The sequence below is a fragment of the Cumulibacter manganitolerans genome (assembly GCF_009602465.1).
Lineage (GTDB): Bacteria > Actinomycetota > Actinomycetes > Mycobacteriales > Antricoccaceae > Cumulibacter > Cumulibacter manganitolerans.
Window position 1 is genome coordinate 1 of sequence record NZ_WBKP01000075.1, and the last position, 13,902, is coordinate 13,902.

The window sequence follows — 13,902 nt, forward strand, 5'->3', positions numbered from 1 at the left end:
CGATGGGCAGCGCGCCGGGATCCGTGCCAGCTTGGCTGTCATGACAGCCTTCCTGCCCACGCCAGGCGAGAACGCCAGCGGCGCCCGCGCAGCAGCGCCGGGCCCACGAGCACCGCGGCGGCGAGCAGGCCGATCAGCAGCCACCGCAGCACGTCGGCCCAGGGCGACGAGCTCGCCGGTCCGCCGGCCGGCTGGGCCTGACGCGGCGCCGCGGTGGTCGAGGGCAGCTCGTCGGTCTGCTGGGTCTGCTCTGCGCCCTGCGCCGGGTCCGCGGACGGCAACGCCGACGGGTCGATCTGGTCGCTGGGCACGTAGGACAGCGGGACGGCGCGGTCGCCGATCGGCGTCGGGTCGAAGGCGATCCAGCCGACGTCCCCGAAGTACGCCTCGACCCACGCGTGCGCGTCGTCCGTGGTGACGACGTACGACTGATCGGCCTGCTTCGTGCCCTTCGTGTAGCCGACGGCGACCCGCGCCGGGACGCCGGCGATCCGGAACATCGCAGCCATCGCCGAGGCGTACTGCTCGCAGAACCCGCGACGCTTCTGCAGGAAGCTGGCCAGTGGGTCGGCCCCCTTCGGGTCCGGCACGTCGAGGGAGTAGGTCCAGCCCTGGGCGGTGTCGCTGAAGAAGGAGTCCAGCGCGACCGCGACCTGCCACGGCGTCCCGGCCTCGGCGGTCACCTGCTCGGTCAGCGCGACGACCGCCGGATCGACGTCGGCGGGCACCGCCAGGTCGCGCTTCACCTGCGGCGGCACCGAGTCTGCCGTCTGCTGGACGGCGGCCAGCTCCTCGCTCGTCGGCCGCGGCACCTGCGAGGTGAAGGCGTAGGTGGTGTTCTCGACCTCCCCCTTGCTGTCGGTGAAGGCGACCGCCATGTCCCGGTCGAAGCGGCCGCCGCGCAGGCTGATCTGGGTGGGCGAGTAGTACGTGGGGACGAAGACGTCGCTGTACTTCTGGACCTCGACCGTGGTGTGCGTCGTGCTGGTCGCCTTCGGGCCGGAGCCCTGCGGGATGTCGGCGAGGTCGACGCCCGAGTCCTTGGTGTTGGTGAAGCTCCAGCCGCGCTTGCCCCACGTCTCCAGGGTGAGCGCTCGCAGGTAGTACGGCGACGGGTCGTCGGTCTGCACCTTGAACAACGGCAGCGCCTCCTTGCGGCTCAGCTGCCCGATGAGGTCGGTGCTGCGCGCCACCGACTCGTTGGGGCTGCGGTCGGTGTTGCCGGACACGGAGAAGATCCCGCCGTCCGGCAGGCGCACCACGACCGTCGTCGCCGCGGCGAGGGCGATCGCCACCGCCGCGATGACCGCGCCGGAGGCGAGGGAGCCGAGGCCGGCGGCGAGCCCCCGGCGCGGCCCGCGCTCGAGCTCGGCGAGCCAGAGCAGCACGAGGAAGCACAGCACCGGGACGGCGACCAGCGCCATCGCGATGGGGTGCCGCACGATCGCCGCACAGATCGCGAACAACGTCAGCAGCGGGATGCCGGCCAACGCCGGCCGCCTGGTGACCGCGCAGTCGTCGACGAGCACCGCGACCGGGATGACCAGCAGCGCCAGCAGGGCGGCCGTCCCGGGCGTCGGCGAGATCGGCGCGACCTTGGTGCGAGCGGTCCGCGCCCCTTCGCCGATGAGGGCGAGCAGCTGCCCGAAGGACTCCGGGGTGGGGATGAAGCCGGCGAGCATCGTGGAGCCGCAGGTGAGCAGCAGCAGGCCGTAGATGCCCAGCACGAGCTGGATGACGCTGACGTAGGCCTGCGGGACGCGGAACGCCCGCAGGGCGATGCCCGAGCCGACGACGACCGCCACGACGACGGCGGAGGTGACGAGCCACCGCTGGTCGGAGAACACCGGCCCGATCGTGGCGAGCGTCGTGATGGTCGCGGCGCCGGCGACCACGGGTGCGGCGTACGCCGTCACCGGAGAGGCGCCGGCGCTCATCCCGTCACCTGCAGCCGGGGCGCCGTGCCCAGCACGTCCGCCACGGTGCCGGCGTTGCTCACGTAGCCGACGCCGGACCGACGGACGACCCGTTGTCCCGGCGGCTCGACCACGATGACCCGTCCCGCGGGCGGGCTCGCCGGCGCCGGCGCCTCGGTGGTGATCAGGATGCTCGGCCCGTCGGTCGCCGGCAGCGCCGGTGCGGCGCCCGCGGTGGTCGGGTGCGCGAGCGCGAGGAAGCGCAGCAGGGAGGCCGGGTCCCAGCTGCCGCCGGGCGGCTGCTGCTCGCCGGTCGAGTCGACCAGGCGCACGTCGAACCCGTCGCGCAGCAGTGCCATGCCCAGCGACGCGACCACCTCGAGGGCCAGCTCGTAGGTGGCGCCGCGGTGCAGCCGGGACCGGGACTCGTAGCCGATCGTCGCGGTGCGGTCGGACTGGGGTTCGTCCAGCCGGGTCATCAGGCGGCCGACCCGGGCGCTGGTGCGCCAGTGGATGCGGCGCAGGCCGTCCTCGGCGCGATGCTCGCGCACGCCCACCTCGGGCTCGCCCTCGAGCCCTCGGTCGGCGCGGCTGTCGAGGAACCGGGGGAGCGCCCCGGCGACCCGCAGCCACCCCGGGTGGACGTCGTGCCAGCGCGGCAGCCCCAGCACGGTGAGCCGCTCCCGACCGGTCGCGCGGGTCGTCACGAGGCCCAACGGGTCGCGCATGGTGACCTCCAGCGGGCCGACGGTGTGCGTGCCGCGGCTGCGCGGAGCGGTGGTGAAGGCCAGGGTGATCCCGGCGCGGGCCCGCGCGGCGGCGACGGCGAGGTGGCCGGTGGGCGTCAGGTCCTCGCTGACCGCGGCATGGCACACCACGCCGGCCGGCAGCAACGGGCGCCGCACCCGGGTGGCGACCCGCACCGTCGTCGCCGTGCCGACCGGTACATCCGGCGGGTGGGCGCTGATGGTGCTCTCGACGCGGGTACGCAGCAGGAGGCTCAGCAGCCAGGTCAGCACGCAGACGACCAGGATGACGATCGCCACCCGCAGCAGGTCGGTCTCGCCGAGCACCAACGCGCCCACGGCGGCAGCGAACGACGCGGCGAGCACACTGCTGCCACGGGTCGTGAAGGAGACCTTCCGGCGGCGCGGCGAGCGGGATCGGTCAGCGTGGGATGGCAATGCTCTGGATCGCCTCATCGATGACCTCGCTCGCGGCATGCCGGGTGCGGACGTCGTGCCCGCCCATCAGCAGGCGGTGCGACCACACGATCGGGGCCAGCCGCTGGACGTCGTCGGGCGCCACGTAGTCGCGGCCGTCGAGGACGGCCGACGTCTTGGCCGCGCGCAGCAGCTGCAGCGCGGCGCGCGGCGAGGCGCCGAGCCGGACCGCTCCGTGGTCACGGGTGAACCGGGCGAGGGCGACGACGTACTCGCGGATCGAGTCGGCGACGTGGGTGGTGCGCACGGTGGCGATCATCGCCGCGACGTCGTCGGCGGAGCAGACCGCCTCGACGTCCGACAGCGGATCGGACTGTCCGTGCTGCGCCAGCATCCGCGCCTCGGCCGCGGCGTCCGGATAGCCCATCTCGACCTGGGCCATGAACCGGTCGCGCTGCGCCTCCGGCAGCACGAACGTGCCCTCCATCTCGATCGGGTTCTGCGTCGCGATGACCATGAACGGGCGCGGGAGATCGCGCGTGTGCGCGTCGACCGTGACCTGGCGCTCCTCCATGGCCTCCAGCAACGCGGACTGCGTCTTCGGGGTGGCCCGGTTGATCTCGTCGCCGATCACGATGTTGCCGAACAGCGGGCCGGGCGTGAACTCGAACGTGGCCGAACGCTGGTCGAACACCGAGACGCCGGTGAGGTCGCTGGGCAGCAGGTCGGGGGTGAACTGGATGCGGTGCACCGTGCCGTCGATCGCCGCGGCGAGCGCTCGCGCGAGCTTCGTCTTGCCCACCCCCGGCACGTCCTCGATCAGCAGGTGGCCGTCGCACAGCAGGCAGATGATCGCGGTGCGCACCACCTCGCTCTTGCCGGAGATGACGGCCTCGATCTGCTCGGCGATCGCCTGAGCCGCGTCGCGGACGTCGTCGCCGCTCAGCTCCACCGGCCCGGAAGCGCGGTGCCGGGACCGGCGCGTGGTCAGGCCATCAGCAGTCACGGGTCCTCCGGGAATTGTGCATGGAACACACCTGAGGGTAATGCCGCCTCGGGGGATGCGCAGCGCGGCGGCCACGGCCGGCGAACCTCCCCACTTTCCCCCCACCACTCCCCACGACGCCCCCGATCATCCGGCACAGACCATAGAAGAGCAGGTCACAGGCAGTTTCGGTGGTGGGTGGCCGCCGCGCGCTACGGCCTGGGAAAGCCCGGGAAAGCCCGTTCTCGTCACCGCAACGGGAGAACGCGGCCACGATCGGGTGACTTGTGGTGATTGGTGGGGTAAAGTGGGGAATATCGGTAGCGTCGCGCGGGAAGGGGACGCCGAATGTTCTTCGGTGACTTCTATCCGCGCATGGACGAGAAGGGTCGTCTGGCGCTACCGGCGAAGTTCCGCGACAAGCTCAGCGACGGCATGGTGATCACGAAGGGGCAGGACCGCTGCCTGTTCGTGTACCCCCGCTCGGAGTTCGAGCAGATCGCCGCACGACTCAACCGCGCCCCATCGACCAGCTCCACCGTTCGCAACTACGCCCGTGCCCTGTTCGGGTCGGCCGACGACCAGTCGGCGGACAAGCAGGGCCGCATCGTGATCAAGCCGGCACTACGCGAGTACGCCGGGCTGTCTCGCGAGTGCGCGGTCGTCGGCGTGAACGACAAGGTCGAGATCTGGGACGCCGAGGCGTGGCGACGGTTCAGCGAGGAGCAGGAGCAAGGCTTCGTCGACTTCTCCGAGGAGTTCGTACTCCCGGAGTAGCCGAACCGGACGCGCCGTACGGTGCGGCCCCCGCCCGATCCGTCTCCCTGGCGCACCTTCCCCGGTGCCAGGTGGGCGACGGGAGGGGACCGGACCGCACGGCGCGGCAGTACCGACCGCCACACGAGCAGCGCGCCGTACACGAGCAGGGGGAGGGCCGGCGATGAGTGCCACCGAGCAGCACACGCCCGTCCTCCTCGATCGGACCCTCGAGCTGCTGGGTCCGGCCCTCACCGCGCCCGGCGCCGTCTACGTCGACGGCACGCTCGGGCACGCGGGGCACGCGGCAGCGGTGCTGGCTCGGTTCCCGGAGGCGCGCCTGGTCGGCATCGATCGCGACACCAGCGCCCTGGACCTGGCCCGGGAGCGGCTCGCGCCGTACGCCGGCCGCATCGAGCTCGTGCACGCCGTCTACGACGAGATCGGCTCGGTGCTCGCCCGGCTCGGCATCTCCCGCGCGCAGGCGATCCTGCTCGACCTCGGTGTCTCCTCCATGCAGATCGACCAGGCCGAGCGCGGCTTCTCGTACATGAAGGACGCACCGCTCGACATGCGGATGGACCGCAGCCGCGGGATCACCGCGCAGGAGGTCGTCGACACGTACGCGGAGGCCGACCTGCGGCGCATCCTGAGCCAGTACGGCGAGGAGAAGCTCGCCGGGCGGATCGCCGCGGCGATCGTCCGCGAACGCGGCACGTTGCGCACCACCGGCCAGCTCGCCGACCTCGTGCAGCGGGCGATGCCGGCCGCGGTGCGGCAGCGCTCCGGCGGCCACCCGGCGAAGCGGACCTTCCAGGCGCTGCGCATCGAGGTCAACGACGAGCTCAACGTGCTGCGCCGGGCGGTGCGTGCCGCCCTGGACGCGCTCGCGGTCGGCGGCCGGATGGTCGTGCTGTCCTACCACTCGCTCGAGGACCGGATCGTCAAGCAGGCCATCGCCGATCTCGCCGTCGACCACACCCCCCTCGATCTGCCGGTCTCGCTCGAGTCCAGCCGCCCCCAGCTCCGGCTGCTGGTGCGCGGCGCCGAGAAGGCGTCCGCCGCCGAGCAGCAGTCCAACTCGCGCAGCGCCTCGGTGCGCCTGCGCGCCGTCGAACGAATTCGGGAAGCCTCATGAGCACCACCTTCGCCACCCCCGTCCGCTCGAAGACCCCCGCCAAGCCCAAGCCGTCCGGTGCCCCCCGCCGCAGCTTCACCGAGCAGCGACGGGCGGCGCGCCGCAGCCGCGCCGACCGGTCGCTGCGCGCCCAGCTGGTCCGGGGGCGCAGCCTGGTCACGATGGCCGTCGCCCGCCGCGAGCAGGGATCGCGCTGGCCGTTCGCGATCATGTTCGCGGTGATTGCCGGGGTTTCGGTGGTCGCCCTGCTTATCCTGAACACGGCAACTGCACAGACGTCGTTCACCGAGCGCCACCTCAACAGCACGCTGTCCGACCTGACGCTGGCCGAGCAGAAGCTGCAGCAGCAGGTCGCGGCCAAGCAGGCACCGGGTGAGCTCGCCAAGCGCGCGGGGGAGCTGGGCATGCAGCCCGGCACCAACCCCGGGAACCTGGTGATCAACCCCGACGGATCGGTCAGCTGGGTGGAGCCCAAGCCCGCGGCCGCGGCCCCGGCTCCGGCGCCGGCCGCCGATCCGGAGAACCCCGCAGCACAGCCCGCGCCCCAGGCCGGCGCGCCGGTCCCGAACGATGCCGCGCAGCAGCCGCCCCAGCAGCCCACCCCGAGCACCCCGACCGCCCCCGCGAACCCCGGAGCCTGATGTCCCAGCGCACGCGCCGTCCGAGCACTCGTTCGGGCCGCCCTGCCAAGCGCCGCTACCGGCGCTTCTCGCTGGGAAACCCGACCAAGCGGATGACCGGCGCCCTGGCGTTCATGATCGCCCTGATGCTGGTGATCGGAGGACGGCTGCTGCAGCTGCAGGGGGTCGACGCGGCCGCCTACGCCAGCACCGCCGAGTCGGCCCGGATCAAGCAGCAGGTGCTGCCGGCGCAGCGCGGCGCGATCGTCGACGTGCACGGCACGCAGCTGGCCTACAGCATCCAGACGCGCACGCTGTTCGCCGACCCCGCGATCGTCAACCCGGAGGACCGCACCGACCTGGCGTCGCTGATCAGCGCCAAGACGGGGGTGGCGTACGCCGACGTGCTCGCGGCGCTGACCGCCAAGGGCCGGTACGCGATCATCGCCAAGGACGTCGACCCGACGATCGCCGACGCGCTGAGCACCGGCGAGATCAACGGCCACGCCATCGTCGGCATCGGCACCGAGCGCACCCAGAAGCGGATGTACCCCGCGGCCGGCACCGCCGGCCAGGTGGTCGGCTTCACCAACCGCGACAACGAGGGCATGGCGGGCATCGAGCAGTCCTTCGACGCGACGCTCGCCGGCAAGGACGGCAAGCTCGTCTACGAGGCGAGCCCGGACGGCTCGGTCATCCCGGCGGGCATCCAGGAGGAGACCGCGGCGACGCCGGGCTCCACCGTGCAGCTCACGCTCGACGCGGACATCCAGTACCTCGTGCAGCACGCCGTCAGCGCCTACCAGGCGACCAACCCCGGAGCGGCGGCGGTGTCCGTCGTCGCACTCGATGCCAAGACCGGCCAGGTCGTCGCCATGTACGGCACGCCCGGCTACGACCCCGGCCAGCCCGGCGCGTCCAAGGGCGAGGATCTGTCCAACCCGGCGATCTCCAGCGTCCTCGAGCCCGGCTCGATCAACAAGGTGACCACCTTCGGCCCGGCACTCGACAAGGGGATCGTGTCGCCGGACAGCGTGCTGACCGTGCCCGGCTCGCTCCCGGTCGCCGACGTGGTCGTCCACGACGCGTGGGTGCACGGGAACGTCGACTACACGGCGACCGGCATCCTGGCCAAGTCCTCGAACGTCGGCACGCTGATGGTCAACGAGAAGCTCGACAAGGACTACTTCTTCCAGATGCTGCAGAAGTTCGGCGAGGGCCAGAAGACCGGCATCGAGCTGCCCGCGGAGTCGCGCGGCATCCTCGCGCCGCGCGACAAGTGGTCCGGCAGCCAGGTCGGCAACGTGCCGATCGGCCAGGGCGTCTCGCTCACCCCCCTGCAGATGGCGTCGGTGTACCAGACCATCGCCAACGACGGCGTCCGCATCCCGCCGCGCATCGTCAAGTCGGTCACCGGGCCGGACGGCGTCCAGACCCCCGGCGCGGCCGCCGCGCCGATCCAGGTGATCAGCGCCAAGGCGGCGGCCGACCTGCGCTCGATGCTCGAGGCGGTGACCGGCAAGGGCGGCACCGGCAAGGGCGCCGCGATCCCCGGGTACCGCGTCGGCGGGAAGACCGGCACCGGCCAGCGCGCGAATCCCGCCTGCAGCTGCTACGCCGGCGGCGGCTACTACCACACCTTCGTGGGCATGGCGCCGATCGAGGACCCGAAGTACGTCATCTCGATCGCCGTCACCGATCCGACCGCCTCGGTGGGCGGCGGGGCGAGCCCGCTGTTCTCCACGATCATGGGCCAGATCCTGCAGTCCCGGGCCGTGCCGCCCTCGACCGAGGCCGCCCCGTCGTACACCCTCATCGCCGGTGAGTAGCCCTGCCCCGGCCGCTAGGATCGCTCGATGAGCACGGCCCAACCGCGTCCCCAGACCTGCCCCCCGGTGAGCTCGGAGCGCCTGGCGCAGCGCGGCGGCGCCCGCCACCAGGGCGCCGCCGTGGCGGTCAGCGGCATCACCAACCGCTCGGCCGAGGTGCGTCCCGGTGACCTGTACGTCGGGGTGCCCGGCTCCCGGGTGCACGGGGCGCGGTACGCCGCCGACGCGGTCACGGCCGGCGCCGTCGCGGTGCTCACCGACGAGGTGGGCGCCGCGCTCGCCGGCGACGTCGGCGTGCCGATGCTGGTGTGCGACGACGTCCGCCAGGCGGTCGGCAGCGTGGCCGCCGCGGTGTACGGCGACCCGTCTCGCCGGCTGCAGATGCTCGGGATCACCGCCACCAGCGGCAAGACCACGACGGCGTACCTGGCCCGGGCCGTGCTGCAGCAGGCCGGTGTCACCAGCGGGCTCATCGGTACCGTGGAGACGCTGATCGGCGACGAGCGGGTCGCGCACGCCGCCGGCGCGTCGTTCACCACGCCGGAGGCGCCCGACCTGCAGGCGCTGCTGGCGGTGATGCTGGAGCGGGGCGTCACGCACGTCGTCATGGAGGTCTCCAGCCACTCCCTGCAGCTGGGCCGGGTGAACGGCATCGAGTACGCCGTCGCGGGGTTCGGCAACCTCTCCCAGGACCATCTGGACTTCCATCACACGATGGAGGAGTACTTCGCGGCCAAGGCCCTGCTCTTCGACGGCCGCAGCCGGGTGCACGTGCTCAACGTCGACGACCCGTGGGTCGCCCGGCTGCGCGACGCCGGGCCGCGCACCGTCACCATCTCCCCGTCCGGCGCCGAGGCGGACTGGTCGCTCTCCGGGCACCGGGTGCACGGGCCGGACGGCATCACCCTCGACCTGAGGTTGAGCCTCCCGGGCGAGTACAACCTGGCCAACGCGCTGCTCGCGCTCGCGCTGACCGCCGCGGCCGGCTTCGACCCCACGCCGGCGGTGGGCGCGCTGGCCACCGTCCAGGTGCCCGGGCGCATGGAGCGCGTCGACGCCGGACAGGACTTCCTCGCGCTCGTCGACTACTCGCACAAGCCGGCCGCGGTCCAGGCCGCGCTCGCCTCGGTCCGCGCGCAGACCTCGGGCCGGGTGCTGCTCGTGCTCGGCTGCGGCGGTGACCGGGACGCCGGGAAGCGTCCGGTGATGGGTCGGGTCGGCGCCGCCGGCGCCGACCTGCTGGTGGTGACCGACGACAACCCGCGCTCGGAGGACCCCGCGGCGATCCGGGCCCAGATGCTCGCCGGGACGCGGGAGGTGCCCGAGGACGAGCGGGCCGAGATCGTCGAGATCGGCGACCGCGCCGCCGCCATCCGGTACGCCGTCCGGGCGGCCGGCGCCGGCGACGTCGTCCTGGTCGCGGGCAAGGGGCACGAGACCGGGCAATACGTCGGCGGGGTCGTGCACGAGTTCGACGACCGGGTCGAGGTGCGCCGCGCTCTCCAGGAGCGCCGGTCATGACGCACCGGCCCCTGCTGCGGCCATCGCCGGCCGCGGCACGATACTTTTGTCCGGACGTACATGCCCGGTGGAAGGACGCGCTTCGATGAGGTCGATCCTGCTCGGCGCCGTGCTGGCGCTGCTGACCTCGTTGCTGCTGACGCCGCTGCTGATCCGCCAGCTCAAGCGCCGCGCCTACGGCCAGCAGGTTCGCGACGACGGGCCGCAGACCCACCTGGTCAAGCAGGGCACGCCCACCATGGGCGGCATCACGATCATCGCCGCGACAGTCGTCGGCTATCTCGGCGCACACCTCGTGCAGTGGAACGAGTTCGGGCGTGGTGTCACCCCGTCGGGCCTGCTGGTGCTGTACCTGTTCGTGGGCCTCGGCGTGGTCGGCTTCCTGGACGACTACATCAAGATCGCCAAGCAGCGAAGCCTCGGGCTCAACAAGACCGCCAAGCTCGTGGGCCAGCTGTTCGTCTCGATCAGCTTCGCCGTCCTCGCCCTGCAGTTCAAGCAGGCCGGCGTGACACCGGCGTCCACCAACATCTCGTTCGTGCGCGACGTGGCGGTGCTGTCGATCGGCGCCGTCGGGTTCGTGATCTTCGCGGTGCTGTTCATCTCCGGCTTCTCCAACGCCACCAACCTCACCGACGGCCTCGACGGCCTGGCGTCCGGCGCCGCGACCATGGTCTTCGGCGCGTACGTGATCATCTCCTTCTGGCAGTTCAGCCACCAGTGCGCCCGCGAGCAGGTGGAGGGGTGCTACCCCGTCCGCGATCCGCTGGACCTGGCGCTGCTGGCCTCGGTGATGATGGGCGCGTGCATCGGCTTCCTGTGGTGGAACGCCAACCCGGCGCGCATCTACATGGGTGACACCGGCTCGCTCGCGCTCGGCGGCGGCATCGCCGGGCTGGCGATCATGACCCGCACCGAGCTGCTGCTGTTCGTGCTCGGCGCGCTGTTCGTCGCGGTGACCGCCTCGGTGATCCTGCAGGTGGCGTTCTTCAAGGCCACCGGCAAACGGTTGTTCCGGATGGCCCCGCTGCACCACCATTTCGAGCTGTCCGGGTGGACCGAGATGACCGTCGTCGTCCGGTTCTGGATCGTCACCGGCATGTGCGTGGCGCTCGGCCTCGGGATCTTCTACGCCGACTGGCTCGGCACGGCCACCCTGCAGTGAGGCAGGTACTCGTCGCCGGCGGCGGCCGGTCCGGGAGGGCCGTGGCGCGCGCGCTGGCCGGCCGCGGCGACGCCGTCCGCCTCGTCGACCGGCGCACCGATGCCGTGACCGAGGAGCTCGCCGCGCTCGGCGTACGGTACGCCGGCGACCTGAGCGAGCTGCCGCCGGACGTCGACCTCGTGGTCACCTCGCCGGGCTGGCCGCCCACCCAGCCGCTGCTGGCCGACGCCGGACGCAAGGGCGTCCCGGTCGTCGGCGAGGTCGAGATCGCCTGGCAGCTGCGCGATCCCGCCGTGCCGTGGCTGGCGGTCACCGGCACCAACGGCAAGACCACGACGGTCGGGATGCTCACCGCGATCCTGCGCGCCGCCGGCCTGCGGGCCGCCGAGGTCGGCAACGTCGGGCCGCCGGTGATCGAGGCGGTCGTCGACCCGCCCGAGCCGTACGACGTGTTCGCCGTCGAGCTCTCCAGCTTCCAGCTGCACTGGGCGCCGTCGGTCGCGCCGGCCGCCGGCGCGCTGCTGAACATCGCCGCCGACCACCTCGACTGGCACGGCAGCCTGCCGGCCTACGCGAACACCAAGGCCGGCATCTGGGGGCGCGGCGCGTCGGTCGCCGTGGTCAACGCCGACGACGAGTACGTCGTCCGCCTGGCCGGTGCGTTGCCGCCGTCGGCTCGCGTCGTTCGCTTCACGCTCGGCGAGCCCGCCGCGGGGGAGCTCGGGGTGCGCGACGGCCTGCTGGTCGACCGTGCCGTCGCGGCCGCGGGGGAGCCGCTGATCGAGGCGCGCGAGATCCGGCCACCCGGTCCGCACAACGTCGCCAACGCGCTCGCCGCCGCGGCACTGGCCCGCGCCGCGGGGGTCTCCGCGGACGCGGTCGCGCAGGGGCTGCGGGACTACCGCCCCGGCGCCCACCGCAACGTGACGGTCGCGCGGATCGATCTCGGCGGCGGCGCGCAGGTGCGCCTCGTGGACGACAGCAAGGCGACGAACGCGCACGCGACGGCCGCCTCGCTGACCTCCTACGAGCGGGTCGTGTGGATCGCGGGCGGCCTGCTCAAGGGCGCGGTCGCCGGTGATTTCGGCGGGCTGATCGGCCGGGTGCGCGACCGGTTGGCGGGCGTCGTGCTCATCGGCCGGGACCGCGCCGTGATCGCCGAGGCACTTCGGCGACACGCGCCCGATGTGCGGGTAATCGACATAGCCAGCGCCGAACATAGAGGGATGGCCGAGGCGGTGGACGTCGCGACCGACCTCGCGCGCTCGGACGCCGCCGCCCGGGCCGGCGAGGTCGTCGTGCTCATGGCGCCCGCGGCGGCGTCGATGGACATGTTCCGCGACTACGCCGAACGGGGCCGCGTCTTCGCCGACGCGGCGCGCGGCCAGGACGGAGCACGGCCCGAGTAACGCCGGACGAGAGAAGGAGCGACGCGTTGGCGACCCAGCACCCCGCGCGGGCACCGCGCCGCAGCATCCCGCTCGGCTCGCTCCGCGGCTCCGGCTCGAGTGCCCAGCGGCACGCGCACCGGCACCTGACCGCGCTGCGCAGCTACCTCGGCAAGCCGATGACGTCCTTCTACCTCGTGATGAGCCTGACGTTCGCGCTGGTCGCGTTCGGCCTGGTGATGATGCTCTCGGCGTCCGCGGTCGACTCGCTGCAGACGCACGGCTCGCCGTACTACCTGTTCAACAAGCAGCTGATCTTCGTCGTCGGCGGGGTGCTGGCGATGATCGCCGCGATGCGGCTCCCGCTGGCCCGATGGCGCGCGCTGTCCGGCACGTTGATGATCGTGACGCTGGCCCTGCTCGTGCTCGTGCTGGTGCCCGGCGTCGGCAAGGAGATCTACGGCGCGCGGCGCTGGTTCGACATCGGCGGCATCGTCTCGCTGCAGCCCTCCGAGGTCGGCAAGGTGGCGTTCCTGCTGTGGGGCGCGCACGTGCTCGTGCAGCGCCGCAAGGTGCTCAACACCTGGGACGGCATGCTCAAGCCGATCGTCCCCGGGCTGGTGGTGCTCTGTGGGCTGGTGATCATCGAGCCCGACCTGCACACCACCATCACCTACCTGATCATCTTCCTCGGGCTGCTGTGGGTCGTCGGGGCGCCGTTCCGGTTGTTCGGCTTGATGATCGCCGGAGTGCTCGCGGTCGGCGTCGTCGCGATCGCGTCCCAGGGCTTCCGGATGGCCCGGCTGCTGGCCTTCCTCGACCCGTGGGCGGACGCCCAGAACTCGGGCCACCAGGCCATCCAGGGCTTCTACGCGCTCGCCACCGGCGGGTTCTTCGGCGTCGGCCTGGGCAACAGCCGCACCAAGTGGGGCGCGCTGCCCAACGCGCACTCGGACTACATCTTCGCGATCATCGGCGAGGAGCTGGGGTTCGTCGGCTGCGCGCTGGTGCTGCTGCTGTTCGCGCTGCTCGCCTACACCGGCTTCCGCGTCGCGCGCCGCACGAAGGACCTGTTCATCAGGCTCGTCGCCGGCGCCACGGCCGTGTGGATGGCCGGGCAGGCGCTGATCAACATCGGCTACGTCGTCGGCCTGCTCCCGGTCACCGGGATCACCCTGCCGCTGATCTCCTCGGGCGGCACGTCGATCGTCGTCACCATGTTCGCCATGGGCATCCTCGCCAGCTGCGCGCGGCACGAGCCCGCGGCGGTGCGCCACCTCCAGTCACGCAGCCGCCGCTTCGGGCGCTGGCTGTCGCTGCCGGTCCCGGCGAGCCCGGTGCTGCAGACCGACGAGGTGGTGCCGCAGCGCCGCTCGGGCACCCGCAAGGCGCCGGCGCGCCGCGCGACGTCCGAGCGCCCC

At 72.5% G+C, this 13,902-nt stretch carries 11 protein-coding genes; 8 read left to right on the forward strand and 3 right to left on the reverse strand.

Annotated features, from left to right (window positions below):
- Positions 1–38 precede the first annotated feature (38 nt).
- The 3 genes from F8A92_RS17095 to F8A92_RS17105 all read right to left on the reverse strand — a co-directional run bounded on the left by F8A92_RS17095 (position 39) and on the right by F8A92_RS17105 (position 4,085).
- Positions 39–1,937: a transglutaminase family protein gene (locus tag F8A92_RS17095; protein ID WP_153506393.1), complete on the reverse strand. Its 1,899-nt coding sequence runs from the start codon at positions 1,935–1,937 to the stop codon at positions 39–41.
- Complete coding sequence (locus F8A92_RS17100; protein WP_194291562.1) at positions 1,934–3,001, reverse strand: DUF58 domain-containing protein; 1,068 nt, start codon at positions 2,999–3,001, stop codon at positions 1,934–1,936. Before F8A92_RS17100 ends, F8A92_RS17095 begins: the two co-directional genes overlap by 4 nt.
- 82 nt (positions 3,002–3,083) lie before the next feature.
- A complete protein-coding gene (locus tag F8A92_RS17105) occupies positions 3,084–4,085 on the reverse strand; it encodes an AAA family ATPase (RefSeq protein WP_228389538.1) in 1,002 nt (333 codons plus the stop codon).
- Positions 4,086–4,412: 327 nt separating this feature from the next.
- Between F8A92_RS17105 and mraZ the strand changes: the two genes are divergently transcribed.
- The 8 genes from mraZ to ftsW form a co-directional block, all read left to right on the forward strand.
- Positions 4,413–4,841, forward strand: a complete 429-nt coding sequence (gene mraZ / locus F8A92_RS17110; RefSeq protein ID WP_153506395.1) for a division/cell wall cluster transcriptional repressor MraZ — start codon at positions 4,413–4,415, stop codon at positions 4,839–4,841.
- 163 nt (positions 4,842–5,004) lie between these two features.
- Positions 5,005–5,958 carry a 16S rRNA (cytosine(1402)-N(4))-methyltransferase RsmH gene (gene rsmH / locus F8A92_RS17115; RefSeq protein WP_153506396.1) on the forward strand — a complete coding sequence of 318 codons (954 nt, stop codon included), beginning with the start codon at positions 5,005–5,007 and terminating at the stop codon, positions 5,956–5,958.
- Complete coding sequence (locus tag F8A92_RS17120; RefSeq protein WP_153506397.1) at positions 5,955–6,599, forward strand: hypothetical protein; 645 nt, start codon at positions 5,955–5,957, stop codon at positions 6,597–6,599. Before rsmH ends, F8A92_RS17120 begins: the two co-directional genes overlap by 4 nt.
- Positions 6,599–8,407 (forward strand): peptidoglycan D,D-transpeptidase FtsI family protein, encoded by a 1,809-nt coding sequence (locus tag F8A92_RS17125; protein WP_153506398.1) that lies wholly within the window; start codon positions 6,599–6,601, stop codon positions 8,405–8,407. The genes F8A92_RS17120 and F8A92_RS17125 overlap by 1 nt, the downstream gene beginning before the upstream one ends.
- Positions 8,408–8,434: 27 nt before the next feature.
- Positions 8,435–9,928, forward strand: a complete 1,494-nt coding sequence (locus F8A92_RS17130) for a UDP-N-acetylmuramoyl-L-alanyl-D-glutamate--2,6-diaminopimelate ligase (RefSeq protein ID WP_153506399.1) — start codon at positions 8,435–8,437, stop codon at positions 9,926–9,928.
- An 85-nt stretch (positions 9,929–10,013) separates the two neighbouring features.
- Positions 10,014–11,093 carry a phospho-N-acetylmuramoyl-pentapeptide-transferase gene (gene mraY / locus F8A92_RS17135; RefSeq protein ID WP_153506400.1) on the forward strand — a complete coding sequence of 360 codons (1,080 nt, stop codon included), beginning with the start codon at positions 10,014–10,016 and terminating at the stop codon, positions 11,091–11,093.
- On the forward strand, positions 11,090–12,502 hold the full coding sequence (gene murD, locus F8A92_RS17140) for a UDP-N-acetylmuramoyl-L-alanine--D-glutamate ligase (RefSeq protein WP_228389539.1): 1,413 nt from the start codon (positions 11,090–11,092) through the stop codon (positions 12,500–12,502). The genes mraY and murD overlap by 4 nt, the downstream gene beginning before the upstream one ends.
- Positions 12,503–12,528: 26 nt before the next feature.
- On the forward strand, positions 12,529–13,902 hold a 1,374-nt coding region (ftsW, locus tag F8A92_RS17145; RefSeq protein ID WP_153506401.1), incomplete at its 3' end, for a putative lipid II flippase FtsW.

Coding starts and splice junctions, on each gene's coding strand:
- F8A92_RS17125 (WP_153506398.1), top strand. CDS start 6,599: ATGTCCCAGCGCACGCGCCGTCCGAGCACTCGTTCGGGCCGCCCTGCC.
- F8A92_RS17095 (WP_153506393.1), bottom strand. CDS start 1,937: ATGAGCGCCGGCGCCTCTCCGGTGACGGCGTACGCCGCACCCGTGGTC.
- rsmH (WP_153506396.1), top strand. CDS start 5,005: ATGAGTGCCACCGAGCAGCACACGCCCGTCCTCCTCGATCGGACCCTC.
- mraZ (WP_153506395.1), top strand. CDS start 4,413: ATGTTCTTCGGTGACTTCTATCCGCGCATGGACGAGAAGGGTCGTCTG.
- mraY (WP_153506400.1), top strand. CDS start 10,014: ATGAGGTCGATCCTGCTCGGCGCCGTGCTGGCGCTGCTGACCTCGTTG.
- F8A92_RS17130 (WP_153506399.1), top strand. CDS start 8,435: ATGAGCACGGCCCAACCGCGTCCCCAGACCTGCCCCCCGGTGAGCTCG.
- F8A92_RS17120 (WP_153506397.1), top strand. CDS start 5,955: ATGAGCACCACCTTCGCCACCCCCGTCCGCTCGAAGACCCCCGCCAAG.